Source organism: Sandaracinobacteroides saxicola (assembly GCF_014117445.1).
GTDB lineage: Bacteria > Pseudomonadota > Alphaproteobacteria > Sphingomonadales > Sphingomonadaceae > Sandaracinobacteroides_A > Sandaracinobacteroides_A saxicola.
This window is the reverse complement of the sequence record NZ_CP059851.1, coordinates 2,570,390-2,595,035: the sequence shown is the minus strand read 5'-3', so window position 1 is coordinate 2,595,035 and position 24,646 is coordinate 2,570,390. Positions and strand designations below refer to the sequence as shown.

24 protein-coding genes and 3 pseudogenes are annotated in these 24,646 nt (G+C 63.8%); 12 read left to right on the top strand and 15 right to left on the bottom strand.

What is annotated here, in order from left to right; genetic code table 11:
* Position 1: 1 nt before the first annotated feature.
* The gene (locus H3309_RS13055) at positions 2-1,009 is read right to left on the bottom strand and encodes an alpha-ketoacid dehydrogenase subunit beta (protein ID WP_182295121.1); all 1,008 of its coding nucleotides are present in this window, start codon (positions 1,007-1,009) and stop codon (positions 2-4) included.
* Positions 1,010-1,021: 12 nt separating this feature from the next.
* Positions 1,022-1,996, bottom strand: a complete 975-nt coding sequence (locus H3309_RS13050) for a thiamine pyrophosphate-dependent dehydrogenase E1 component subunit alpha (RefSeq protein WP_182295120.1) — start codon at positions 1,994-1,996, stop codon at positions 1,022-1,024.
* Between the two features lie 120 nt (positions 1,997-2,116).
* Here H3309_RS13050 and glpD point away from each other — a divergent pair, with 120 nt between their 5' ends.
* From glpD to H3309_RS13030, 4 genes are all read left to right on the top strand, one after another.
* On the top strand, positions 2,117-3,574 hold the full coding sequence (gene glpD / locus H3309_RS13045) for a glycerol-3-phosphate dehydrogenase (protein WP_182295119.1): 1,458 nt from the start codon (positions 2,117-2,119) through the stop codon (positions 3,572-3,574).
* Between the two features lie 63 nt (positions 3,575-3,637).
* Positions 3,638-4,030 carry a hypothetical protein gene (locus H3309_RS13040; RefSeq protein WP_182295118.1) on the top strand — a complete coding sequence of 131 codons (393 nt, stop codon included), beginning with the start codon at positions 3,638-3,640 and terminating at the stop codon, positions 4,028-4,030.
* Entirely contained in the window at positions 4,027-4,530 is a 504-nt protein-coding gene (locus H3309_RS13035) for a hypothetical protein (protein WP_182295117.1), read from the top strand. Before H3309_RS13040 ends, H3309_RS13035 begins: the two co-directional genes overlap by 4 nt.
* Positions 4,524-5,384, top strand: a complete 861-nt coding sequence (locus H3309_RS13030) for a sigma-70 family RNA polymerase sigma factor (protein WP_182295116.1) — start codon at positions 4,524-4,526, stop codon at positions 5,382-5,384. Before H3309_RS13035 ends, H3309_RS13030 begins: the two co-directional genes overlap by 7 nt.
* Here H3309_RS13030 and H3309_RS13025 read toward each other — a convergent pair.
* Together H3309_RS13025 and H3309_RS13020 are read right to left on the bottom strand one after the other, a co-directional pair.
* The gene (locus H3309_RS13025) at positions 5,365-5,778 is read right to left on the bottom strand and encodes an MliC family protein (RefSeq protein WP_182295115.1); all 414 of its coding nucleotides are present in this window, start codon (positions 5,776-5,778) and stop codon (positions 5,365-5,367) included. The genes H3309_RS13030 and H3309_RS13025 overlap by 20 nt on opposite strands.
* A 1-nt stretch (position 5,779) precedes the next feature.
* Positions 5,780-6,367 carry a glutathione peroxidase gene (locus tag H3309_RS13020; RefSeq protein ID WP_182295114.1) on the bottom strand — a complete coding sequence of 196 codons (588 nt, stop codon included), beginning with the start codon at positions 6,365-6,367 and terminating at the stop codon, positions 5,780-5,782.
* Positions 6,368-6,564: 197 nt separating this feature from the next.
* Between H3309_RS13020 and H3309_RS13015 the strand changes: the two genes are divergently transcribed.
* From H3309_RS13015 to H3309_RS13005, 3 genes are read left to right on the top strand one after another with little or no spacing between them, the layout of a single operon-like run.
* Entirely contained in the window at positions 6,565-7,770 is a 1,206-nt protein-coding gene (locus tag H3309_RS13015; protein ID WP_182295113.1) for a trans-sulfuration enzyme family protein, read from the top strand.
* Between the two features lie 2 nt (positions 7,771-7,772).
* Positions 7,773-8,180, top strand: coding sequence for a Co2+/Mg2+ efflux protein ApaG (apaG, locus tag H3309_RS13010; RefSeq protein WP_182298748.1), 408 nt, complete (start codon positions 7,773-7,775; stop codon positions 8,178-8,180).
* Between the two features lie 7 nt (positions 8,181-8,187).
* Positions 8,188-8,997, top strand: coding sequence for a LysR family transcriptional regulator (locus tag H3309_RS13005; protein WP_182295112.1), 810 nt, complete (start codon positions 8,188-8,190; stop codon positions 8,995-8,997).
* Positions 8,998-9,592: 595 nt separating this feature from the next.
* Here H3309_RS13005 and H3309_RS13000 read toward each other — a convergent pair.
* From H3309_RS13000 to H3309_RS12995, 3 genes and pseudogenes are all read right to left on the bottom strand, one after another.
* Positions 9,593-10,132, bottom strand: a complete 540-nt coding sequence (locus H3309_RS13000; protein WP_398400313.1) for an IS5 family transposase — start codon at positions 10,130-10,132, stop codon at positions 9,593-9,595.
* Positions 10,133-10,185: 53 nt separating this feature from the next.
* Positions 10,186-10,320, bottom strand: a pseudogene (locus H3309_RS17825) (transposase); the annotation flags it as partial.
* A gap of 329 nt (positions 10,321-10,649) precedes the next feature.
* Entirely contained in the window at positions 10,650-11,360 is a 711-nt protein-coding gene (locus tag H3309_RS12995; RefSeq protein WP_182295110.1) for a hypothetical protein, read from the bottom strand.
* A 106-nt stretch (positions 11,361-11,466) separates the two neighbouring features.
* Between H3309_RS12995 and H3309_RS12990 the strand changes: the two genes are divergently transcribed.
* Together H3309_RS12990 and H3309_RS12985 are read left to right on the top strand one after the other, a co-directional pair.
* Positions 11,467-12,654, top strand: a complete 1,188-nt coding sequence (locus H3309_RS12990) for an HlyD family efflux transporter periplasmic adaptor subunit (RefSeq protein WP_182295109.1) — start codon at positions 11,467-11,469, stop codon at positions 12,652-12,654.
* Positions 12,651-14,819: a glycosyltransferase gene (locus H3309_RS12985; RefSeq protein ID WP_182295108.1), complete on the top strand. Its 2,169-nt coding sequence runs from the start codon at positions 12,651-12,653 to the stop codon at positions 14,817-14,819. The genes H3309_RS12990 and H3309_RS12985 overlap by 4 nt, the downstream gene beginning before the upstream one ends.
* Before the next feature lie 205 nt (positions 14,820-15,024).
* On the opposite strand, the gene H3309_RS12980 is transcribed toward H3309_RS12985, so the two are convergent.
* The 4 genes from H3309_RS12980 to H3309_RS12965 form a co-directional block, all read right to left on the bottom strand.
* The gene (locus H3309_RS12980; protein ID WP_182295107.1) at positions 15,025-15,741 is read right to left on the bottom strand and encodes a hypothetical protein; all 717 of its coding nucleotides are present in this window, start codon (positions 15,739-15,741) and stop codon (positions 15,025-15,027) included.
* A gap of 152 nt (positions 15,742-15,893) precedes the next feature.
* Positions 15,894-16,292, bottom strand: coding sequence for a hypothetical protein (locus H3309_RS12975; RefSeq protein ID WP_182295106.1), 399 nt, complete (start codon positions 16,290-16,292; stop codon positions 15,894-15,896).
* On the bottom strand, positions 16,285-17,610 hold the full coding sequence (locus H3309_RS12970) for a FliI/YscN family ATPase (protein WP_182295105.1): 1,326 nt from the start codon (positions 17,608-17,610) through the stop codon (positions 16,285-16,287). Before H3309_RS12970 ends, H3309_RS12975 begins: the two co-directional genes overlap by 8 nt.
* Entirely contained in the window at positions 17,607-18,014 is a 408-nt protein-coding gene (locus H3309_RS12965) for a flagellar biosynthesis repressor FlbT (RefSeq protein ID WP_182295104.1), read from the bottom strand. The genes H3309_RS12970 and H3309_RS12965 overlap by 4 nt, the downstream gene beginning before the upstream one ends.
* A gap of 106 nt (positions 18,015-18,120) precedes the next feature.
* On the opposite strand from H3309_RS12965, the gene H3309_RS12960 reads away from it, so the two are divergent.
* Genes H3309_RS12960 through H3309_RS12950 form a run of 3 tightly spaced genes read left to right on the top strand, consistent with a single transcriptional unit; the run spans position 18,121 to position 22,455 of the window.
* A complete protein-coding gene (locus H3309_RS12960; protein WP_182295103.1) occupies positions 18,121-19,410 on the top strand; it encodes a flagellar hook protein FlgE in 1,290 nt (429 codons plus the stop codon).
* Positions 19,411-19,453: 43 nt separating this feature from the next.
* Entirely contained in the window at positions 19,454-21,532 is a 2,079-nt protein-coding gene (locus H3309_RS12955) for a FlgK family flagellar hook-associated protein (protein ID WP_182295102.1), read from the top strand.
* 17 nt (positions 21,533-21,549) lie between these two features.
* A complete protein-coding gene (locus H3309_RS12950; protein ID WP_182295101.1) occupies positions 21,550-22,455 on the top strand; it encodes a hypothetical protein in 906 nt (301 codons plus the stop codon).
* 89 nt (positions 22,456-22,544) lie between these two features.
* Here the strand turns inward: H3309_RS12950 and H3309_RS17385 are convergent.
* The 4 genes and pseudogenes from H3309_RS17385 to H3309_RS17810 all read right to left on the bottom strand — a co-directional run.
* A pseudogene (locus H3309_RS17385) lies at positions 22,545-23,162 on the bottom strand (plasmid pRiA4b ORF-3 family protein).
* Positions 23,159-23,563, bottom strand: a complete 405-nt coding sequence (locus tag H3309_RS17820; protein WP_398398467.1) for an IS66 family transposase — start codon at positions 23,561-23,563, stop codon at positions 23,159-23,161. Before H3309_RS17820 ends, H3309_RS17385 begins: the two are co-directional and overlap by 4 nt.
* Before the next feature lie 154 nt (positions 23,564-23,717).
* The gene (locus H3309_RS17815) at positions 23,718-24,197 is read right to left on the bottom strand and encodes an IS66 family transposase zinc-finger binding domain-containing protein (protein ID WP_398398464.1); all 480 of its coding nucleotides are present in this window, start codon (positions 24,195-24,197) and stop codon (positions 23,718-23,720) included.
* A 207-nt stretch (positions 24,198-24,404) separates the two neighbouring features.
* Positions 24,405-24,515, bottom strand: a pseudogene (locus H3309_RS17810) (IS630 family transposase); the annotation flags it as partial.
* Positions 24,516-24,646 lie beyond the last annotated feature (131 nt).

The window sequence follows — 24,646 nt, the reverse complement described above, 5'->3', positions numbered from 1 at the left end:
CTTACATCAGGCTGCGGGCGGCGTCGGCGATGCGGCCGGCGGTCGGCAGGATCGCTTCCTCCATGACGCGCGAATAGGGGATGGGGATGTCGGGCATGCAGACGCGGCGCGGCGATTTCTTGAGCACGGTCGCATCCATTTCGACGATCGAGGCGATGACCTCGCCGCTGACGCCGTAGGAGAGATAGTCCTCGTCCACGACGACCAGCCGGCCGGTTTTGCTGACGGCCGAGAGCAGGCCTTCCCGGTCCAGCGGAACGAGGCTGCGCAGATCCACCACCTGGGCGCTGATGCCGTCCTTCGCCAGCTCCTCGGCGGCTTTCAGGCTTTCGTGGACGCCCATGCCGAGGCTGACGAGGCTGACGTCGCTGCCGTCGCGGGGGATGGCGACCTTGCCGAAGGGGACCGTATAATCATCGACCGGCACTTCGTTCATCGTGGTCTTGATGGGGGTGCCCATCCAGCCGACGCCGGCGGTGCCCTTGTGGGTGAGGAAGATGACGAAATTCTCGTCGCGCAGCGCGCTGTGCAGCATGCCCTTCGCGTCATAGGCGTTGGAGGGATAGACCACTTTGGCGCCGGGGATATGGGCGACGGTGGCGTGCAGGCATTGCGAATGCTGCGCGGCGTTGTTGTAGCCGCCGCCGGTGCCGATCAGCAGCGTCATCGGCACCTTCACATTGCCGCCGGACATATAGTGGGTTTTCGACGCGGTGTTGAGGAGGACGTTGTAGCAGACGCCGATGAAGTCGATATAGGCGAGGTCGATGACCGGGTGCATGCCGGCCATCGCGGCGCCGGCGGCCATGCCGATGAAGCCGGTTTCGCTGATCGGCGTGTTGATGACGCGTTCGGGGCCATATTTGGCACCGAAGCCGTCCATGGTGCCGAAGATGCCGCCGAAATTATAGACGTCCTCGCCCAGGCAGAAGATCTCGTCGCGGCGCTCCATCTCCCAGTCGAGCGCTTCGCGGCCGGCGCGGGACATCGTAAGGATGCGGTTGCTCATGCTCTGGGCTCCTTACGCGAACACATGGTTGTAGGCGTCTTGCGGCGCGGGGTAGGGGGCGTCTTTCGCAAACTGCATCGCGGCGTCGACTTCGGCTTTCGCCTCGGCCTCGATGGCGGCGGCGCTGTCCTCGGTCAGCACGCCTTCGGCGATCAGCTTGGCCCGGTAGAGGGGGAGCGGATCCACCTGCGCCTTTTCCGGCGGGATATAGCCCTGCTGGTCGCCCATGAAGTGGCCGACCAGGCGGGCGGTCTTCAGCTCGAGGATGGTGCCCCCTTCGCCGGCGCGGGCGCGGGCGACGGCGCGGGCGGCGGCATGGTAGATGTCGTCGGCGTCGTTGCTTTCGACATATTCGCCGGCCATGCCATAGGCGCTAGCGCGGTCGCTGTTGCGCGCGATCGCGGTCGATTCCGCCTTGCTGGTGGAGACGCCCCACTCGTTATCCTGGACGACGACGATGAAGGGCAGTTTCATGACGCCGACGATGTTGAGCGTCTCGTGGAAGGCGCCCTGGTTGGCGGCGCCTTCACCGATGAACGCGACCGCGATGCCGGGCTTTTTCTGCAGGCGGCGGGCGAGCGCCATGCCGGCGGCCGGCGCCATCCCCTCGGCGATGATGCCGCTGGAGGCGAAGTTCACCTTCGGATCGTAGATGTGCATGTGGCCGCCCTTGCCGTGGCTGAGGCCGGGTTCCTTGCCCAGCAGCTCGGCGCACATGCGGGGGAAATCGACGCCGCGGGCGACGGCGACATGATGCGGGCGGTGGTCGGCGGTGATCATATCGTCCGCCGACAGCGCGGCGCAGACGCCGGCGCCGACGGGTTCGGCGCCGTTCGAGCAATGGAGTTCACCGGGCAGCGGCCCCTTGCCGAAAGCGAAGATGGGGGTTTTGCCGACCCAGTAGAGCGCGATCATCGAATCATCGAAATGCCGGCTTTTCACCATGGTGCGGTAGAAACCGCGCCGCATGTCGGGCGTCAGGCTCATCGGTGCGTCTCCCCAGGCTGCTGTGTTCGGCCTTAGCGGAGCGACCGCGCTGCGACCGCCTGTCGCTTGTGGGAGCGGACGGGTTTGACAGGCAGCGTCGAGCGGCTAAGCGACATCGCCGTGGCGGCAGACGATATCCTTGATCTGGTGGTGATCGGCGGCGGCATCAATGGCGCGGGCATCGTGCGGGATGCGGCGGGGCGGGGCCTGCGCTGCGCCCTGGTGGAGGCGGGCGATCTGGGGGTCGCGACGAGCAGCGCCAGCACCAAGCTGATCCATGGCGGGCTGCGCTATCTGGAATTCTATGCCTTCCGGCTGGTGGCGAAGGCGCTGGCGGAGCGGGAAGTGATCCTGAGCATCGCGCCACATTTGTCCTGGCCGCTGGCCTTCATCCTGCCGCATGAACCGCATCTGCGGCCGCGCTGGCTGCTGCGGGCCGGATTGCTGCTGTACGACAATCTGGCGCGGCGGCGACAGGTGCCGGGCAGCGAGGCCTTCGACCTGCGCAAGGACGCCGCCGGGCCGGCGTTCCGGCGCGAGCTGAGCCACGCATTCCGATACTGGGACGGTTGGGTCGATGATGCCCGGCTGGTGGTGGCGAATGTGCGCGATGCCGCGGCGCGGGGGTGCGCGGTGCATGTGCGCGATGCGGTGGTGAGCGCGCGGCGGCATGAGGAGCGGTGGGAACTGACCCTGGCGAGCGGCCGACAACTGGCGGCGCGGGCATTGGTGAATGCGGCGGGCCCCTGGGCGCATGAGGTGGGCGCGCGGGTGATGGGGCTGAATGATGCGCCGGCGCTGAGCCTGGTGCAGGGCGCGCACATCGTGACGCGGCGGGTGAACCGCAGCGACAATGCCTGGATGCTGCAACAGCCGGATGGGCGGATCGTGTTCGTCATTCCCTATGAGGGGGATTTCAGCCTGATCGGCACAACGGAGACGCCCGTCGGCGACCCGGCGGCGCGGGCGATCCAGCCGGCGGAGGAGCAGTATCTGCTGGATGCGGTGAACAGGTCGCTGGCGAAACCGCTGGGGCATGGCGACATCGTGCACCGCTTCGCCGGCGTGCGGCCGCTGGTGCTGGAGGCGGGGAAAGGCGCGCGGGAGACGACGCGGGACTGGCATCTGGTGCCGCATGAAGGTTCGGCGATGACGGTGGTGGGGGGGAAGATCACCACCTATCGACTTCTCGCCGAGGCGGTTCTGAAGACGCTCTATCCGAAGACCAAGCCCTGGACGGCGACGGCGCCGCTGCCGGGGGGCGACGTGCCGGTGGCGTCGGGGGAGACGGCGCAGGCGGCGTTCGCGCGCTGGCTGGCGGATGTGGTGGCGGCGCATCCGGACTATGACCCGGCGATCATCCGCCGGCTGGCGCGGCTCTATGGGACGGAGACCGAGGGGCTGCTGGCGGGTGGGCTGGGCGAGCCGATGGGGGGCATGTTCGAGGCGGAGCTGGCGCACATGCGGGAGCGCGAATGGGCGCGCACGGCGGACGACATGCTGTGGCGGCGCAGCAAGATGGGGCTGCACCTGGACGCGGCCGCGAAGGCGAAAGTGGCCGCCTGGGCCGGCGGCTGACGCGCACGACCTGCTGTCACAGACCGGGTGCCTGCCGCGTCTATGGCGGTGAAGGAGGGGGTGATGACGCTGATCGCACGAACCGTCGCCGCGTTGCTGGCGCTTTTCTGCCTGGGGGTGGGCGGCTATCAGTTGGCGGCGCCGCTGCATTTCTGGTTCAACACGCCGGGGGTTGTCGGGACGGGCGGCTTCAACGCGCATTTCATCCGCGACATCGGCATCATCTATGTGATTTCCGGCGGGCTGTTTCTGGTGGGGCTGTTCAGCGCGGCGCAGCGTCCGCTGGCCTTCGGCACCGCGACCGCCTGGCTGGCGGGGCATGCGTTGTTTCACGGGGCCGAGGTGGCCGTGGGCATCTGCGGCGTGGAAGCGATCCCGCGTGATTTCCCCGGCGTGACGCTGCCGGCGCTGCTGGCCGCGGCGGTGACGCTGCACAGTCTGCGGCGGCCGGCATGATCCGGGATGCGGTTGTGGCGGCGGCTGAACGCCGGATGCGCGAGGACATGCGATGGATGCGCGAGGTCGCGGCGCTGGGCCGCGGGGCCTTTGCGCGGCTGGCGGCGTTTTTTCCGCTGGCCAGCTATCGCCGCCGCACGCCGCCGCTGCTGTTCGCGCTGGTTCGGCTGGGGGCGGTGATGGTGGAGGATTGCGGCCCCTGCACGCGGATTGCGTTGAAAATGGCCTTGGCAGAGGGTGTCCCGCCCGAGCGACTGCGCGCTGCGCTCGACGGCAAACTGGTGGGTGACGAGGAGCTTGTCCATGCGTTCGGCCGGGCGGTGTCGGCGTCCGACCCCGAGGCCGCGATGCTGGGCGACAGGATCGAGCGACAGTTGGGACGCGATGTCCGCACGGAGCTTGCGCTGGCGGCGGCGACGGTGCGCGTCTATCCGGCGATCAAGCGGGGCCTGGGCCTGGGCGGGCCGTGCAGCCTGGCGCGGTTCGACGACCTGTGCTGACCGACCCGCTGCTTCGCCTGCATCCGCGGCTGTTCGCGCTGGCCTATCGCATCACCGGATCGGTGGCCGATGCCGAGGACAGTGTGCAGGATGCGGCGCTGGCCTGGCTTCAGGTCGATCCGGCGGTGGTGGCCAATGCGGAGGCGTGGCTGGTGCGGACGGCGACCAATGCGGCGATCGACCGGCTGCGCGCCCGGCGGCGCCGGCCCTATCCAGGCCCCTGGTTGCCCGAGCCGGCGCCGGGCGAAACTGGCGGGGACACGCCCGAACTGGCGGCGAGCCTGCGGCTGGCCTTCATGCTGATGCTGGAGCGGCTGACACCGGCGCAGCGGGTGGCGCTGCTGCTGCATGACGTGTTCGACCTGCCGCACGATGAGGTGGCCGCGATCCTCGGCAGCTCGCCGGCGGCGGCACGGCAGCATCTGGCACGGGCGCGCCGCGCGATCGCCGATGAGCGGCCGCGTTTCGCGGTCGCGCCGGGCGAGGAGGTGGCGCTGATGCAGCGCTTCGCCGCAGCGGTCACCCGTGCCGACCCCGTCGGGCTGGTGGCGACCCTGGCGGAGGATGTGCGGCTGGTGAGCGATGGCGGGGGCAAGGCGCTGGCGGCGCGCAATGTCATTCATGGCGCGACCGCGGTGACGCGATTGCTGCTGGGACTGTCGGCGAAGAACGCGGACGCGGACGAGTGGCGCCCGATGCTGTGGAACGATGCGCCGGCGATTGCCATCGTGCGGGAGGGCGTGCTGGACTCGCTCTGGTCGGTGGACAGCGATGGCCGGCGGATCACCGCCATCTATGGCCTGCGCAATCCTGAAAAGCTGACGCGATTGAGGGTTATGCCGGCGGTGCCGTGAGTTTGCAGGTGGTGAGGGTCCTGGCGTCCTCGGGCTTGGCGCTGTCGTCCAGGAGCGATTCCATGACCGTCGCCTCGCCGTTCTTTTCCCACCAGATCAGCAGTTTGTCAGGCTCGAGCAGGTTCTCGGCGCTATATTTAGCGCCGGAGGCGGCGGGGAATTCGGTGAGCTGGCCGGTCTTGCCGCGGAAGGTGAGGGTGACGTTCGCCTGCCCGGCGGCGTTGCGGCCGTACGACGCCTGCGCCTTGGTGCCATCGGCGCAGGCGTAGAACATGTGGCGGATGCCCTCGCCCGGCGCCGCCTTGCCGCCCTTCAACGGCTCGGGCGGCGGCGCGGGCTTGTCCCCGCAGGCGGCCAGCGTGAGCAGCGCGGCGACGGGGAGCAGCGCGCGCATGTCAGGCCTTCAGCGCCGCTTCGATCGCCTTCGTCATCTCGGGCGATTCAGGCGTGGTGCGGCTGCCGAAACCGGCGATGATCCGGCCGTCCTTCCCGACGAGGAATTTGTGGAAGTTCCATTTGGGGACATTGTTTTCACTGATCTGGGTCCGGGCCCATTGGTAGAAGGGTGCGGCCTTCGCGCCGGTGACGACGGCCTTTTCCGCCATCGGGAAATTGATGCCGAACTTGGTCTCGCAGAACTCCTTGATCTTGCCGTTGTCGTCATATTCCTGGCCCATGAAATCGCCGCTGGGCACGCCGAGCACGGTGAAGCCCTTCGCGGCATATTTCGTCTGGATTTTTTGCAGGCCTTCATATTGCGGGGTGAAGCCGCAGAAGCTGGCGGTGTTGACGACCAGCATGACCTTGCCGCGATATTGCGCGAGCGGCAGCGGTTTGCCGTCGATACGGGTCATGGTGAAATCGAAGGCGGATCTGGGCGCGGTGGCCTGCGCGGTTGCCGTGCCGCTGAAGGCGCCGAGCGCGGTGGCGACGCCGATGGTGATGGCGGTGGCTGCTCCGAAGGTCAGGGCCGTCTTGCGCATGTCGATCTCCTCTGGAGACAGTCTCGATCTCACGTCGTCAGATCGGCCGCTCTGTCTTTTTGTTTTGCCGCATGGCTTTCCGATGCTGGTGATTCCACCAGATCGGAACATGCTCTCCTGCTGAAATAGGGGTTCAGGAGGCGCGCGTCGAGAGGGGCGCACTTGATGGCTTTGACAGGGTGCGGCAAAGCGGCGGCATGAAGAACCGCACCGGCCAGGACCGCAGCATCACCCGCCACTGGCGCCCCGCGACGCAGGCGGTGCGCGGTGGCACGATGCGCAGCGATGTGGGGGAGACGAGCGAGGCGCTGTTCCTGACCAGCGGGTACAGTTACGACAATGCCGAGGAGGTGGCGGCGCGGTTCCGGGGCGACCGGCCGGGCATGACCTACAGCCGCTTGCAGAACCCGACGGTCGCCATGCTGGAGGAGCGGCTGGCGCTGCTGGAGGGCGGCGAGGCGGCGCGGGCGACGGCGACCGGCATGGCGGCGATGACCGCGGCGCTGATGAGCAGCCTGTCCGCCGGCGACCATCTGGTGGCGGGGCGGGCGCTGTTCGGATCGTGCCGGGTGCTGGTGGATACGATCCTGCCGCGCTTCGGCGTGGAGACGACGACCGTGGATGCGCGCGACCCGGACGCCTTCAAGGCGGCGATCAGGCCGAACACGAAGGCGTTTTTCGTGGAGACGCCGGCCAATCCGACGCTAGACCTCTGCGACCTGAAGGCGGTGTGCGGGATGGCACGCGACCATGGCCTGCTGAGCATCGTGGACAATGCCTTTGCCTCCCCCGTGTTGCAGCGGCCGATGGAGCATGGCGCCGACGTGGTGGCATACTCGGCGACCAAGCTGCTTGATGGGCAGGGGCGGGTGCTGGCGGGTGCGGTGGTCGGCAGCCAGCAGTGGATGGATGACGTGTATCTGCCATTTGCGCGCCACACCGGGCCGAACCTGTCGCCGTTCAATGCCTGGGTGGTGCTGAAATCGCTGGAGACGCTGGAGCTGCGGGTGCGGCGGGCGGATCAAAATGCGCTTGAGGTGGCGCGCTTTCTGGAGGGGCGGGTGCGGACGCTGTATCCGGGGCTGGCGAGCCATCCGCAGCATGCGCTGGCGATGGCGCAGATGAGCGGTGGCGGAACCATATTGGCGCTGTTCCTGGAGGGAGGCCGCCGCGAGGCGCATGGGGTGCTGGATGCGCTGCGGCTGGTGGACATCAGCAACAATGTGGGGGATTCGCGCACGCTGATGACGCACCCGGCGAGCACGACGCATTACAGCGTCGCGGAGGAGGTGCGGACGGAGATGGGGATTACCGAGGGGATGTTGCGGCTGTCGGTGGGGCTGGAGGATCCGGCGGATGTGATCGAGGACCTGGACCAGGCGCTGCGGAGCGTGGGGCTGTGAGCCTGGCGGCCTTCTTCGACGCGGAGGCGACGACGCGGGGCGTGACGGTGCGGGTGAAGCCGCACTATCTGGCGGACCAGTCGGCGCCCGAGCGGGGGCATTGGGCCTGGAGTTACCATATCCGGATCGAAAATCATGGCGCGGCGCCGGTGCAGCTGCTGACGCGGCACTGGGTGATCACCGATGGCAGGGGTCGTCGGCAGGAGGTGCGGGGCGACGGCGTGGTCGGGGAGCAGCCGGTGATTCCGCCGGGCGGAGCGCATGACTATGTCAGCGGCTGCCCGCTGGAGACGCCGCAGGGGCACATGGCGGGCAGCTATGGCATGGTGGACGCGGATGGCGGGGCATTCGAGGTGGTGATCCCGGCGTTTGCGCTGGTGTCTCCGGCGGCGCGGCGGCTGGCGAACTGAGCCGGCCGTGAAGCGAACCCTGCTCCCGCTGAATGCCCTGCGCGTGTTCGATGCGGCGGCGCGGCATCTGTCTTTCACCAAGGCGGCGGATGACCTGGCGGTGACGCCGGCGGCGGTGGGGCAGCAGATCCGGGCGCTGGAGGAATTGCTGGGGGTGATCCTGTTCCGGCGGACGACGCGGGGGCTGGAGCTGACGCCGGAGGCGGAAAGCGCGCTGCCGAGCCTGCGGGAGGGGTTCAACCTGTTCGAGGAGACGGTGCGGACGTTGCAGGCGGGGCAGGGTTCGCTGGTGCTGACGATGGCGTGCACGCGCTCGGCGCGCTTCTGGCTGTTGCCGCGGCTGGCGCGCTGGCTGGACGGCCAGGAGGGGCTGAGCGTGCGGCTGAGCCTAGTGGACGGGATGGTGGATTTCACCCAGGCGAACCTGGACCTGGCGCTGATCTATGGCCCGCCGCCCGATGCGGAAGGGGTGCATGGGCGCAAGATCGCCGAGGAGGAACTGGTGACGGTGGCGGCGCCGGGGCTGGCGGCGCCGCTGCCGATCGGCTCGCCGGAGGCGGCGTGGACGCAGGAAGAAGGGTCGCCGCGGCTGATCGTGGACCATGCGGGCGCCGCGCTGGATGCGGCGCTGGCGGGTCTGGGAATGGCGCGGGTGCCGCGCACGCTGGCCGCTTCGGCCCTGGCGGACGGGCTGCTGGCGGAGCGTGGTGCGGCGATGCCGACCAGCGACGATTTCTGGCTGTGCGCGCCGGCGCCGCAGTGGCGGCAGCCGAAGGTCAGGGCGCTGGTGGGATGGTTGCTGGCCGAAGGCGGCTGAAAATAGCTCATAGCGCTATTTTCAGATTCGCCGCAGTGTCTGGCCGGCGTGCGGGGGCTTTGCCAATCATCATATCCGACAAGCTAGCTTTGCCACTTTTTATTCTTTTTCTTCTTTTCATTTTGTAACGCGCATCGCCGCTCGGGTTCGCGCCGCTTCGCCGCGCAGTACGATCGTCCGGGCATGGCGTAGATGATAAGAGCCTGTCCAACTCGCTGACGCAGATCGCCTCTCCCGCTACCTGGGCAGGGGCTTGGACGCGCAGAGGGTCATTCAATGAAGCATGTGCGGAATAGGTTCCGGGTAAAACCGGAGGTGACGGCGGATGTGGTTTGTAGGATTTTGGAAGGTTCGTTGAAAAAAGTGACATCCTGAATCAAAGGGTTGGGGATTTCAGAGGTTATGAGCAGGTTGCTCGCGGTAGCGATAGAGCCGACAATTCCAATATGGTAGTTATGGGCAAATCGATTTGGAAATAACTTAAGATACGGGACAGGCTTTGCGACCAAGCCGTTGTCTGTCCAATAAATCGGCTCTGTAGTTGAACTCCCTCCTTTCGACGAGCACGGGCATTTACGCTGGCTAGGCTCAGGACTCATTGAGGCAGCCAGAAGATGACGGTTGCGGCGATGCAGATGGCGGACATGAAGGTGTGGGCGCAGCGGTCGTAACGGGTGTGGATGCGGCGCCAGTCCTTGAGTTTTCCGAACATGTTCTCGACCTTGTGACGCTGGCGGTAGAGGGCGGTGTCATGCGGGATAGGCACTTTTCGGTTGGTCTTCGACGGGATGCAGGCGGCGATGCCACGCTCAGCCAAAGCGTGAGGGAACCAGTCGGCATCGTATCCCCGGTCGGCCAGCAACGTCTTGGCTCTGGGGAAGGCATCGATCATCAAGGCCGCCCCTTTGTAATCGCTCATCTGCCCTTCGCTGAGCAGCATGATCAACGGGCGGCCATTGCCGTCACAGACCGCGTGGAGCTTGGAGTTCAACCCGCCTTTGGTGCGTCCGATACGTCGGGGTAGAGCCCCTTTTTTAGCAGGCTCGCTGCCGTGCGATGTGCCTTGAGATGTGTGGCATCGATCATCAGCCGATCGGGCTTCCCGCCCTTGGCGGCAAGCGCGGCGAAGATGCAGTTGAACACGCCCAGGCGGCTCCAGCGAATGAACCGGTTGTAGATGGTCTTGTGCGGGCCGTAACCGGCAGGCGCATCTCGCCAGCGCAGCCCGTTCCTGATCACGAAGATGATGCCGCTGACGATCCGGCGATCATCGACCCGCGGGATGCCATGCGACAATGGAAAATACGGCTCGATCCGACGCATCTGCGCCTCGCTCAACAACCACAGATCAGACAATCGCAGCGCCTCCTCAGCGCCGCCATTGAATCAACCGAAGGCCACCTGCGCAAGCGATTTAATAGGTCCTGAGCCTAGCGGCCTCGTTGATGGCGCGAACTTGGACGGAATATGTGGCCAGATTGGGGCCGACAATCGTGACAGACGAAAGATCAGATGGTGGCCTCCAGATGGGGTGTATTTTCTTCGAGATATGATCCACAATTTCATATACCACAGAACTAAACGCCTCTAATAGGATAAACATAAATAGAGTCTAACTGTAGATAAAATTTATCACTTTGCTCATAAGATGTTTAGTATTCACTTATCAAGCGGTTTAATTTTGATATAACCTCCTCTAATTGTCTATCGAGGTCTATAAGCCATTCATGATTTGTATGTTTGGAGCGAGTCAGATTGTACCAGCCAAGGAATGCGCCAAAACTACCATAAAACGTCATAGGACGAAGTGACAACATCGCAGTCAAAATCAAGTTGTGCGATTCCCGATACGCAATTTCCACTTGGTTATCGGATCGGATGCGGCGAATGCTAACCTGAAGAGCCTGTATAAGGTGGATGACCAATTGGGTTCGACCGCTGCAATTTTGGTGCATGCTCGATCGGATAGCGCGTGCAATTGACAGCCCCGCACACAGGCTCACGATCGTACCCACGGCGAGAGCTGTGAAAGCAGCGCTGCTAAATGTTATTGTCATCGAGGAGAATGCAGCAGCGACCGACCCACCGTTCACCCTTGCAGGCGTTAGCGTTTCAACGACGCCGAATAGGACAGTCGCCAGTCCGCAAATAAGCAACAGTCCCGCCCATCGCATGACTTCAGCATCGGCGCGGCGAAGGCCGGAATCATGATCTCCGTCGAATATCATCTCGCCATCGGTGTCATCGTTGGCTGATAATGCCAGCGACCTGCGGCCCACCGTGCCGAAGGAGGCTGCAAACCCAACCGGTTGTTGCGCTATAGCCGACACACCCATTTCCTCCGCGTGGTTCAAACGGATCAACGGCTGCACAATGTCTCGCTTTAGCAGTTTCCTTGGCTGCCAGGTCGCCCAGTGCATGAATGACGGAAACTAGAAAACACGGCGCTATCCCCGTCTATAACGGGTGATGAGTGTCGCCCTGATGATCGAAAATGCCCTCCGCCATCGCGGCGCACGGCTGGTCGCGGTCAGTTTTATCATATTGACGGCTGGCTTCGCGTTTCATCCTTATCTCACCAGTGATGTGGGGACGAAGGCCGCCGTCAACGCACCGCTCACACGCCATATCGCGCCATTTGATGGAACCGTCGCGTTGCTGCCATCAGCCGGAAGTGTAAACACCAAACCTGTCAGCCTGAAACTGATGAATTTTTCAACGCATTCCGGGCAGCTGGGCGCTACAGCAGTTCAAATCGAAGAGGCTGGCGCGACAATAACATTGTTACGACGTCAACTTGCGGCGATGGCCCATGAGGATCGGCAGCTGGCTCAGCGCGAGGCAGCTGTTTTTCGCGCCGCCGCCGTTTCAGCGGAAGCCGAGGTCGCACGGATGGCCAGCGCGTCCGCCGCGTGTCAGACTCAATTGCGGCAGGCCCTCGCGCTCGCCGCCCGGATAAGGCAATTGCAAACGGCGGGATTTGCAACCGATGCACAGCAGGAACGCGCAGATGCGGAGGTTGCGCGCGCCGGCGCCGAGTGCGGTATGACCGCAAGTGACAACACCAAGGCGGCGGCCGCCTTGCGAGCCGTGCGCGAGCGCGTCCTCATCGACAGAAGCGCTAATGACCAGCCTTATTCCACGCAGCAGCGTGATCGTTTGCGAGCCGAGATGCGGCAGGCAGAGGCGAGATTGGTCGAGGCCGTCTCTCGGCGCGATGCGCTGACACGCCGGCTTTTGATCGCGCAGGATCGAGCGACCGTCCTGCTGCCCGCCAACACCGTCACCTGGGCCATCCATGCGCGTCCTGGGACGGCCGTGGTTGCCGGCGCTCCGGTCCTGGACATCGCCGACTGTCGTCGCCGCTTTGTAGACGTATCGCTTCCGGAGCGGCGTGCCGCAGCAATCGATCCGGGCGGCCGCGCACTGATCAGATTAGTGGGGACCCGCGATTGGATCGAAGGTCGGATCACCCGACTGTCCGGCGCTGCGGCACGAACGGACACCACACTGCTGGCGGCGGCACCGCTATCAGAGCCGGGCGATCGCGAAGTAATCGTCAAGGTTGCTATTTCCTCCACGGCAGAGACGAGCAATGGATCGTCTGGCTGTGATATCGGACGGCTCGCGGAAGTTCGCCTAAGCCGTTTCGATTGACGTATACCATGTCAGCAGCCGGCGGACTGGACGATTTAATGTTATGGACGCCGCTGGCATTGGTGGTGGCAAGCCTGTTTGTCTTCACCCATGTCGTGCGGTCTCGTACAGGGATCATTGGCACTGTTTGGCTGACCATGGCTATCTACCTCTATTGGCGCATCGGTACGACACTTCCGGACGGCATCGGCATGCAGCAGGCTTGGGTGTGGCTGATCCTGGGAATCGAGTTGCTGGCCTTCGCCGATGCCATCATTCTCCACATCCTGCTGTCGCGGCCACGCTGCAATAGTGTTGCTGCCACGGCGCAAGAGGAAAAATTGCGGCGGCAGCCGCAGGCCAACCTACCAAGCGTGGACGTGTTCATAACTACCTATGATGAGCAGAGAGAGGTAATCGAGAAGACAATTGTCGGAGCGCTGGCGATGGACTGGCCCGATGCGCGAATATGGGTGCTGGACGATGGCCGCCGCGCATGGCTGCGGGATTTATGTGCTGACAATGGGGCCGGCTATATCACCCGGCCTGACAATCGCGGCGCCAAGGCCGGAAACATCAATCATGCGCTTGTACATACGCACGCCAATCTGGTGATGGTGCTGGATGCCGATTTCATCCCGCAACGCAATTTCCTGTGGCGGACGGTCGGATTCTTTGAGGATCCAACAGTCGGTATCGTGCAGGTGCCCCACAGTTTTTACAATAGCGATCCACTGCAGCACAATCTTGGCCTGAGAGCGGCGTTACCGGATGATCAGCGATTTTTCTTCGAAACGATCATGCCGGGTCGGGATGGTTGGAATACGGCATTCTGTTGCGGTTCAAATTCTATCACACGGCGAAGTCTGTTTGAATCCATCGGAGGGCAACTGCCCGAAGGATCGATTACCGAAGACATGCTGCTAACGATCGCGGCCTTGCGCAAAGGCTTCGTCACGCGCTATTTGAACGAACCGCTGGCCTTCGGACTTGCGCCGGAATCGGTCAGTGCATTTTTCGTGCAACGGCAGCGCTGGGCGCAGGGCGGAATTCAAATCCTGCATCTGCGTGAAGGGCCACTTGGACACGGTTTGAGCCTGATTGCTCGCTTGGCATTTCTGCCGACGCACTATCTCACGCAAAGCCTGGCCGCACTGTTCGCGGTGTTGTCTCCCATTATCTTCCTGTGGACCGGTATCGCTCCGTTGGTAGGGGTTACGGTCGAAGCTGTCATTGCTTATCTGGTCCCAATGGTGGTCGCGGCACTTGGCGGTCTCGCGTGTCTGGCACCCGGCCGATATATTCCGCTGGCGTCCCAGGTTCTAAACCTGTTCCAGGCCTTCCGCATCCTGCCGGTTGCTTTGCTCACGCTGGTAAAACCGCGCGGCCACGACTTCAGGGTAACGCCCAAGGGCCGGGCCGCGACCTCTGGTGCCGATCTGGCGATATGCGTTGCCGGCCTGGCACTGGTGCTGTTGACTATCGGCGGCCTGCTGGTGAATTCTCGCCCAGACCATCGCATCGTTGAACAGGCCGCGCTGGTTCCCATGGTGGCAATCTGGTGCAGCCTGAACATTGCGATCCTTTTGCTTATGTGCATGCTGTGCCTGCAAGTGCCAGTGCGCCGACTGGAAGAGCGCTTGCCACTCTCCGATGGGTTCGTGCTGCAAGGCATGGACAGCGTGGCCCTTCCGCTACCGGCAAAGGCAGATGTATCACTGTCTGGACTGGGCGCGCAGTTTGCCGAACCGCACGGACTCTCCAATGGAGCCTTGGTTTGTTTGCAGTTGGATCAGGTCGGCGGGATTACCGGCCGCGTTGTCTATTCGTCGTCGCACAGGGTCGGAGTACGGTTCAACCCCATGGACGATGCGATGCGAAACCGGCTGATCGTTGCGCTTTACGCCACACGACCGCTACCCGCCACGGAGGCGGCGGGCCTGTGGGTGACGACACTGGCGATCCTGACCCGCATCCGGCACGCCAATTTGACGACTTATTCTATCCATCCCAGCTTGGAACCAGAGGCGGAGACGGATCAGCGGCGGCTGCCCGTGGCGACTTACATCCTGCAGCCTTCGCTTGGCGCATGGTGGTACGAAGGAATGATGATGGGTCGGCATAACGGCCCGCTATCAAGCAACGACACGCGCTCCGCGACCGTCCCGACGTTGGAAACGACTTGAGCATCATCGGCGCATCTGGGTAGACAGCATACAGATGCCAGCCAGTACCGTAATTGCTGATCGCAGTACAGAAAAGCTAGTGGGTGGCCGGCGCGACTATTAACTCATTCGGTGGTTAGGCAGGCGATAGCAGCCAATGCTGTGCGTCTTTTATGCTACGGGGTGCAATTAGATACACTGAATTTACGTGCGGTTACTAAATGTCTTAGCCGAACTTGCGGCTGATGAAACTTTCGAGCCATGTGCGATGGGCGGCCGAGGCACTGCCATGGCGGCGAAGCGCTGCCTGCGCCTGCGCATCGCCGATTTGCGCCGTCAGCAAGCGCAGCGCCTGCCCTTCTGGAAGGGCGCTGGCGAGGAAACGGCGCGTGTCGCCAATTCCAAGGTGGTGTGCAAGATAGACGATCCGACCGGTTGCGGCCCCAGTCTCAACACCCAGCGAGCGTAGATTGGCGCGGGCAAAATCCGCCACCGCCTCAATGGAGAGCGCACCGTCGCGGCGGAGGTCCAGTAGCGCCGCGCGAGCCCGGAGCAACGGTTTACCGAATTCGTCCAGCATGCCGAGCGCGCGCGCACGCTCGTGAACAGCGGTGCCGGGTCGGGCTGCCTCCGAAAGCCAGGTGCTAGCCAGAAACTGACCGAGACCGAGCGCGCTGGAGCGAGGGTTGGCTGCGGCGGGATCCCAGCGTTGCCGCCCAACTTCGGCATTTATAATGCCGGAGATGACTGAGGCGGGGATGCCGGTACGACTGGCGGCCGCAGCGACACTCCGCTGATAGTGCACAGGTGCGGCACCCCCCGGGCTATCGGCATCTCTCCGTGCAGGCCCCGGCCATACTGTCGCACGGATAGTTTGCGCTATTGTGGCGACACCGTCCCGCGCATCTTCGATCATTGCTGCGATCGGCTGCAGGTCGGTCAACAACCTTGCGCCATCGCCTTCGGTTGATCTTGTCGTTGCCTCTATCAGACGCGTCAACAGACCTCTGGTGGCATCGGCATGGATCGCCTGCGCCGTTGGCGATGGCGGTGGTCGGTTGGTCCCGCGGACAGCATCGCGCGCCGCGACGCCAGTCAGCACGCTAGCCACGAATCAAGCATCTCTGCGTGCAGGCGCCGCGTTTTCAATTGCGATGCCTGTTTGCGCAGCTCGGCAACAACTTGCTGGAAAGCCGATTCCTGTGCCGCGGCCCGCAAGAGGGCCTCGGCAGTAGCGCTGGCGGTCGTGCAAGCTGCTTCCGTTGCTGCCGCGCTATGGCGAACGGTATCGGTGGCACGGCTCAACCAGTTATCTCGAGCGGCGGCTTGAACGTCTTCTGCCAGACCTTCGGCGCGCGTCTTCATGGCCTCGGTCGAAGCCCGGCGCGCAGCATGATATGCAGTGGCCGCGCACGCCGCAGCTGCAGCTGCCTTTTCGGCGCGGAGTGATGCAATCAGCAGCAGTGCATCACGGCCATGTTCGGTGCTAATCATCTTTGGGTTGCTCCTTCAGCAGGTCGGTAAGTGCCGCAAATGGCAACCGCTCGAAGGGCTGCCGTGGCGACTGGGTGAGAAAGGATTCGATGCGGGGTGCAAGCGCTATGGCGCGGTCCGTGCGGGCGTTGCTGCCACGTTCGTAGGCGCCCAAGCGGACGACTGCCTCGACGTCGGCCATGTCGGACAGCAGACCCCGCGCCTCCCGCATCAGCGTAAGTTCGTCATCGCCATGCGCTTCGGGCAAGCTTCGCGATACCGATCGAAGCACGTCAATGGCCGGCAGGCGGCCCCGCTCAGCGATCGCGCGCGACAAGACAAGATGCCCATCGAGGATGCCGCGGACGGCGTCGGCTACCGGCTCATCATGATCGCCACCATCCACCAGGACGGTATAGATGGCGGTGATCGGGGCGGCAGATTCAGTGGCCGGCCCGGTGCGTTCCAGCAAGCGCGGAAGTTCCGCAAAAACGCTGGGTGGGAAGCCGCGGACCGCGGGTGGCTCGCCCGCGGCCAGCCCAATCTCCCGGCCGGCCATGGCGAAGCGCGTGATACTGTCCATCAACAGCAGTGTCACCATGCCCTGGGCCGCAAATCCTTCGGCAACCGCGGTTGCGGCATAGGCTGCCTCCCGACGCACAGCAGCGGCGCTATCCGAGGTTGCGATCACGATGGTCGTTCGGGAGCGAGTCTGCGGGGTCATCGCGTCGATGAAGGCGCGTAGCTCGCGACCACGTTCGCCAATCAAGCCAACAACAATGGCGTCGGCCGGCGTGCGATCTGCGATCATGTTCATCAGTACCGATTTGCCGACGCCGGAACCCGCAAAGATACCTATGCGCTGCCCTTCGCATAGCGGGGCGAACAAGTCGATCGCGTGGATCCCGGTTGACAGACGCGGTCCGAAGCCACGGCGGACGGCCGCATCGGGTGCCGGCCGCCGCAGTGGACACGCCCGTGATCCGTGCGCCAGCGGGCCGAGCCCATCTAGCGCTTGGCCGAAGGCGTCGAGAATGCGGCCGCGCCAGTTGGGGTGCGGGTGGAGGGATGCGGCCGGCTCGGCCGTTATGCGCCCCCCCGGAGCCAATCCGTCGGTCGACCCCAGGCAGGCAAGACGCGTGCCAGCAGAGTCACTGCCGACGATGTCTGCAAGCAGACCGTCTTGCAAAGGCGCCACAATTCGCACCCGGCTGCCGATTGGCAGGCGACCGAGTCCACTCGCCGTGGCACCTTGGGCAGTGACACCCACCAGACGGCCCTCGCGCACGCTTCTCGGCGACCGGCGACAGGCGTCGGCAATGATATCGAGCGGCGTCATTTGGCCCGCGCATTTTCGTGAAGCACCCGTGCCTCATACGCCCGGAGGTCCCGCGCACGCGCAAACGCAACCCACCAGTCGCCGCGAGCAGCTGCTTCGGAACAGCGCAGCAGCAGATCACGGCCATCCGACGTCTGAATGGCTTGTGCAAGTCCTTCGATATGTTGGAGGAACAGGTCACGATATGCAGCGATGTTGCCGGGGTCGACATAGGCGAGTTGCGCAACGAAGGCGAGCCGGCTGGCTGGCGTCGTTGCGTCGGCCTCCTGCAGGGTGGACCGCCCGTGCAGCACCTTGGCGTCCGACGCGAATGCCAATGTTGCAGCCCGTCCGCCGGCATTGCTTAGCCAGGTGCCGTCCACAAGCAGCCGCTCTCCGGGTTTCAGACTGATACGCAATGCCATGATACGCTCCCTCACTCCCTGTAATAGGCAGGAAAATCGGGGGCGGCGGGCAAAAATCGCTAATACGGGGAACGGCCGGTCTTTCCGGCGCCTGTTGGAGAGAGAGATGTCGCTCAGTTCGTCACTTTCGGCCGCGGTTTCCGGCCTTGGTGCGCAATCCACGCGCATGGCAACCATTGCCGATAACATCGCGAATTCACAAACTGTGGGGTACAAACGGTCTGATGTACAGTTCCGCACGCTGCTGGGCCTCAGCACGCCCGGCAGTTATTCCGCGGGCGGCGTCTCGACGACCCTCGCACAGCGCGTCTCCGAACAGGGCCTGCTGCAGGCGACGCAGTCGTCCACCGATTTGGCGGTCGACGGCAGCGGACTGTTCGTGGTGCGCAGTGGTGCCGATGCCTCCGAAAGCGTGATGTTCACGCGTGCCGGCGCTTTCCGGCCCGATCAGAACGGATTTCTGGTCAATGTCGCGGGTCACTATCTGCAGGGCTGGCGACTTGATGCCAACGGCGCCTACCAGAATACCGGGAGCACGGCGGCTCTTGAATCGGTTGGCTTGGGCGCAATCTCCGGCCTGGCTGAGCCAACGACGGCGGTGTCACTGCGCGCCAACCTGGGGGCCGCGCAGGCTCCGGTTCCCACCTATACCGCAGGCGACATGGCCGTTGGGCGGATGACACCGCATTTCACTCGCATGGTCGAGCTTTTCGATCAGCAGGGTGGCGCGCACCAGATGGCGATGTCGTTCGTAAAGCTTGCGCCGAACCGCTGGGCAGCCGAATTCCACGTGGTGCCGGCTGCCGATGTCGCCTCACCCGACGGGTTGTTGGCGACTGGCACGCTTGCTTTCAGGCCGGATGGTACGCTTGATGTCGCAGGATCATCGCCATCACTGTTTGCAGCGATTACCCCATCCTGGACCAATGGCGCCGGAGGCGCGCCGCTGACCGTGACTTTCGGCGACGGCAATGGGGGCCTTACTCAGTTCGGGGGACCGTCCGCTGTGGTGGGCACGTTCACCAACGGCGGGTTGTTAGGGATCGCTACGGGGATGAGTGTGTCGTCCGACGGCCGCGTCTCTGCTGTATTCGACGACGGGACCGTCCGTGACGTGTATCAGCTAGCTCTAGCGACCTTTGCCAATGCCGATGGACTCGCGCGGAGGGCAGGGAATGCCTACGCGCTATCAGACCAGTCCGGCGCGGTGCAATTGAACGCTGCCGGCGAAGGAGGGGCCGGCAGGATCGCCGCCGGCACGCTGGAAGGGTCGACAGTAGACTTGGCAAGCGAAATGGCCGACATGATTCGCACCCAACGCGCTTATTCTGCGAACAGCCGGGTCGTTACTACCTCCGACGAAATGCTTTCCGAGGTTGCCAATCTGAAGAGGTAGCCATGTTCGGCGGCTACGGGGTAGCTGGGAAGGGGGTAAAGCCATGCCGCTTAATCAGGTTCTTGGCGCGGCGCTGTCTGGCCTGTCGGCGGCGCAGGCGGGCCTGCGCGGAATCGCGGGCAACATCGCCAATGCACAGTCGCCCGGTTATGCCCGGGCAGAGGTACGCAATGAGGCGTTGGTGGCTGGCGGACGCGGCCTTGGCGTCCGCGCGAGCGAAGCGCAGCGGGTGGCCGACCGGTTCCTCGATGGTGCCGATATTACGGCTCGCGGTGAAGCCGCGCGGACGGCGACGCTCAACGACTGGCTTGGTCGCGCCGTCGCCTTCTATGGCAGCCCGGGCCAGGGTGGCGGCTTAGAGGATGCGATAAGCGCAGTGCAGGCGGCGGCGGTTGATCTGGCAGGGACGGCCTTGTCGCAGGGGCGGGAGGTGTTTGTCGGGCGGCTCGAAGAGAGCGCGCGAACCGTCCGCTCTACCGCGCAAGGGCTGGCACAATTGCGGATGCAGGTGGATGACGAGACCGGACGCACTGTCCAGCGTATTAACGATCTGCTCGGCCGTGTCGGGGAGTTGAACGATGGGGTCGCTAAGGCGCTGGCGTTCGGGCAGTCGGTATCGGGGCTCGCAGATCGGCGTCAGCAGGCGCTGATGGAACTCGGCGGGTTGGTTGGCATCCGGACGCGTGAGGATTCGCAAGGCCGGATCCAAGTCGAGACCTTGGGTGGTCAGTTGCTGATCGATCGGCATGCCAGACGTATCGATCCCGCTTCTGACCGGTTCGGAACCGGCAGCACCGTTCATCCGGAGCTGGTAGTGCGGGTGGTCGGTCCTAACGGTCGGGCCACCAATGCCAGCGAGTCCCTCAACACGGCTGGAGCCGGCGGGCGGCTCGGTGGGCTATTGCGGCTGCGTGATATCGAGTTGCCGCGACTGGCAGACGGGGTCGGGCTGCTTGGTGACGGTTTGAAACAGGCGGTCAATGCCGCCGCGGCGGAGGCGATCACAATGCCACCTATGCGACGACTTGAAGGGGCCCAGACCGGCATGCTGGCAAGCGATCCACACGGGTTGACCGGTCGGGTCAGCATAACGGTGTTCGATGCGGACGGCATCGTTGTGGCACGATCTGAGGCTGACAGCGCGGCCCAACCCGACATGGCGAGCCTGGTTGCCACGCTAAACGACGGTCTTGGCGGCCATGGCACCGTACAATTCGTCAATGGTCGGTTGACGCTGGAGAATGGCCTGGCGGATGGTGGCATCGTCATGGCGGGTGGGTTTACCGCCGATGGCAGGACTGCTGCACTTGCCATGGGTATCAACCGGCTGCTCGATGGCCCGGTATTTGGCAGTGCAGTCCCGCTTATCGCTGGCGCCGCACATGGGGCGGGGCCTGGCGAGACCCTTTTCTTGGCGGTCCGCGACACGGCTGGTCGACTACTCGGCACCGCGCAGTCCGAACCTGCCGCCGATGGGCCAATGATTGGCGATGTGATCGCGGCGCTCAATCGCGGTGAGTTGGCCGGACTGGGTAGCTTCGCACTTGATGCCGACGGCGCCATCCGTTTTCGGCAGGCTGGCACGGACATCGCGCTTCAGATCGACTTAGTAGCCGACTCGACACAGCGGGGAGCAACGGGCGTTGGGCTCAGCGACGCGCTGCTGATAGGCACGGGACGCGCGGGTGCCGTAGCCGGCGCGCTTAAGCTTGATCCCGCCGTCGTAGCCGATCCCACGAGGCTGGCCATCGGCAGCATCGATCATAAAGCGGCGCCCGGCATGCGTGCGGTGGCGCCGGCAAATCAACTAGCGACGGGAGCGTATACCGCCAGTCTAACGACGGTGCTTGCCAGCGATCGGTTCGATCGGGGCTCGTTGGACCTGCTTACCGGACGTATGATCGCCGAGGGCGCGCGGCTGGCAGCGGTGGCCGCCACGACTGCATCGGATGCCAGTGCTCGTGCCGCAGAGGTTTCCGCTCGTCGGGAAAATTTCTCCGCCGTCAACGTCGACGAGGAAATGGCAGCGATGGTGTTATTGCAAAACAGTTATTCGGCGTCTGCCCGGGTCGTCAGTGCGTCTCGCGACATGCTTGACGACCTGCTCCGGATGGTCGGCTAGATCAAGGGATCAAAGACATGCGCATATCTTCCATGACCGCACAGCAGGCGATGGCCGCAGCCGTTAGCCGCAACCTCGCTGAGGCCAACCGGATACAGGAGCAATTGGCGACGGGAAAGGAATCGCGCAGCTATGCCGGGCTGAAGCTCGACGCGGCCACGGTCGTGACATCACGAGCAATTTCCCTGAGGGAAGCTGCCTATCAACGTGCTGCCGATCGCGCCACCGCAGCAATGGACATTAACGATATGCATGTTGGCAGTTTATACGAGAGTGCCCGTTCGCTGCGCACAGCTCTGCTGAGCGCGTTGGGTACGGGCGATTCTGCTGGCGCGCGCGCAGGTCTGGAATCGTTGTTTTCGCAAGCCCGCGCATCGCTTAACGCGCGGGGCGTAAACGGTACTGTCTTCTCGACCATGGAGGGAAGTCCTTTCCCCTTCTCGCCTCGAAGTCTAGCCGAGCTCGCAGCGCTGCCCAATCCAGATATTTTTACGCCGGGTGCCGTTCGCATGACCATGCGCCTTGGCGACGACCAGCTGATGCCCGTCGGGCTCACCGCTCGTGAGGTCGGTGGCGACTTGGTATATGCGATGCATCGGCTGGCGCGGATCGATCTTTCAGGCACGATAATCGATCCCGCGGACAAACCGGAAATTGAAGCAGCGATCGGTGAGCTGGACGTTGCGCTGGAAGCGATTGCCGGCGTGCGCGCGGACAATGGCCGGCGGCTTGCGGAGGTCGACCGCTTGGCTGAGCAATCGCGTGGCCGAGCATTGCTGATGGATCGTATCGTGTCAGCCGGTGAGGATGTCGATGCCGCCAAGGCGTCTACCCAGTTGCTAGCAACCCAATCGGCGCTGGAGGCTTCCTATGCTGTATTCGGCCGGTTCCGCGACATGTCGTTGGCAGATTTCTTGCGCTAACCGCACAGGCTGAATGAGTCATGTGTCGGCTGAGCGAAGGCATAACGCAACGATGATCGCCTCTTCCTCAATGCTGAGCACCGTAAGCGTCAGCCAGTTCCAACGCTGGTAGATTTCCGCTTGGCGGAGTCGTTCTTCGCGGCGAGGCGGCGGCGAGCGATGACGCCAATGCGGCGCTTTGCGGCGAGTTCGGCCATGTCTTTGGGGTCATAGGATCTGCCATACCAGCGCATCACCTCGCTGTGTTCTGCACGGACGGGGTTAGCGATGACGTCGAGGAAGTTTTCGAACCCGGGCAAGCCGCCGACGTCTTCGGGTGGGCAGCGGCGCTGGCCGGCGACGAACCGCGGATAGTTGGCCTTGGGATCACCTGTTTCGACGGCCTGGATGGTGACATTGTGGCGTCAGTCATCGCCCATGTCGTCGGTGTATGTCATCGTTTTGATCCTATGCTCGATCTAACTGGCAAGCTTGGTGTTCTTTGCAGCCGCGAGGTCATCGATCGCCCATTGGGGGTCGGGCAGACCATAGCGGCGACCGCCGGCATCAAAGTCCCACAGGTGATAATCCTGCCAGCCCATCGCAGCCTGGATGACGTCACGTACCGCCTTCAGGCTGGCGGAGGTTTGGATCTCGACCACCCGCCAGATCTTCGGGCGAATGTCATCAAGGCTGATGCGCAGGCGGGCGATGGTCTCGGCGGTCATGCCGCCATTCTGGCAGCCTCTTGTCGCCAGTTCCATGGCAACAATGCATCAATGTCGTGCTGTCCATGGCCGCGGGCAAGACAGTCGATGACATCGGCGAGCCACATATCAGGATCGATACCGTTCAGATGGGCGGACTTAAGCGCGGTGTAGATGATGGCTGCGCGTTCGCCACCGCGATCGCAGCCGATGAACAGGAAGTTCTTCCGCGTCACAGCAATCCCACGCAGTACCCGTTCGGCGGCGTTGTTGTCGATGGCGAGGCGACCACCCGTGCCGAACCGGATCAGTGCCTTCCACCGGCCCAGTGCATATTGCAGCGCCTTGGTGAGGTCGCTTTTGCTCGACATCTGTCGGCGCTCGGTCTCTATCCAGGTGCACAGATAGGCGAGCAGCGGCACGCTGCGTTCCGGGCGGTTCTTCAGGCGGCGCTGGGCGACAGGCCGCCGATCTCGCGCTCGATGTCATGGAGTGCACCGATGCGGCCAACCCTTCTGCGGGGATCAGCGCGGGACGTGGGCGGCCCCTCTCGATGGGCAAGTCGGGTGCCGGCTCCTAGATGACCGTCTCGCACGACCGGCACGACAGCCTCGGTCGGATATGACGTATCCCCTTCAGCTTGGCCGGAATGTGCTCGAGCACCTCGGTCACATCTTCGCCGAACTCTGACAGCCGGGCGCCACCACAGCAGGGGCAGGCGTCGCCTGGGCGGTGGACCGCGTCCTTGCGCAGCAGATGGTTAGGGAGGAGACGACGGGACGGATGCCGGCGGTGGTTCGCGCTACCTGTCACGGTCGCAGCCGGCGCGGTCCGCTCGACATCTCGCTCTTCCACGTCTTCGAGCAGCAACTCGAGTTGCAGGATTTCGCCGGTCAGCTTCTCTGACGACCGTCCGAACTCCATCCGCTGCAGCACCGCGAGTTGACCCTTCAACTGTTCGATCAGCAACTTGGCACCGGTGAGTTCGGCGCGTGCACCGCATAGCTCGGCCCGTGCGCTGGCCAGTTCGGCCTGCAACCGGACGACCTCTTGCATGACGGAGACAGCGTTCGTGATGCCCGGATTGCTACCCTTTTGGACGCACCGTCGCGACCCTGGACATGCGTATCCGCCGGCTTCGGGTCACTTTACCGCCCGCCTTTGAGGGCAAGTCATGGAACTATATGCCTAACTAGCCGTCAGCTCTTATCGAACACCTTGGCGGCTTATCGACGGACGTCGCCAGCCTAGCTGCATTGATCTGCGATAAGCCCCTATGGGGGTCAAGCGGACCTTGGCGATCAGCCGCTTGCCCCTCTGAGCGCGGCCGTGCGTACGCGTCATGTTGGTCTTGGCCCAAGTCTCGTCGATGAAACAAGCCGCCATCGACGCAACAACCCGCTCACGAAGATCAATCGAATAGGCTCGTGTCATCCATGCTGACCTCCAATCCAGCACAAAGACTGAATCAGATCAGCACAACTCTGGGAATCCCCCGTCGCTTC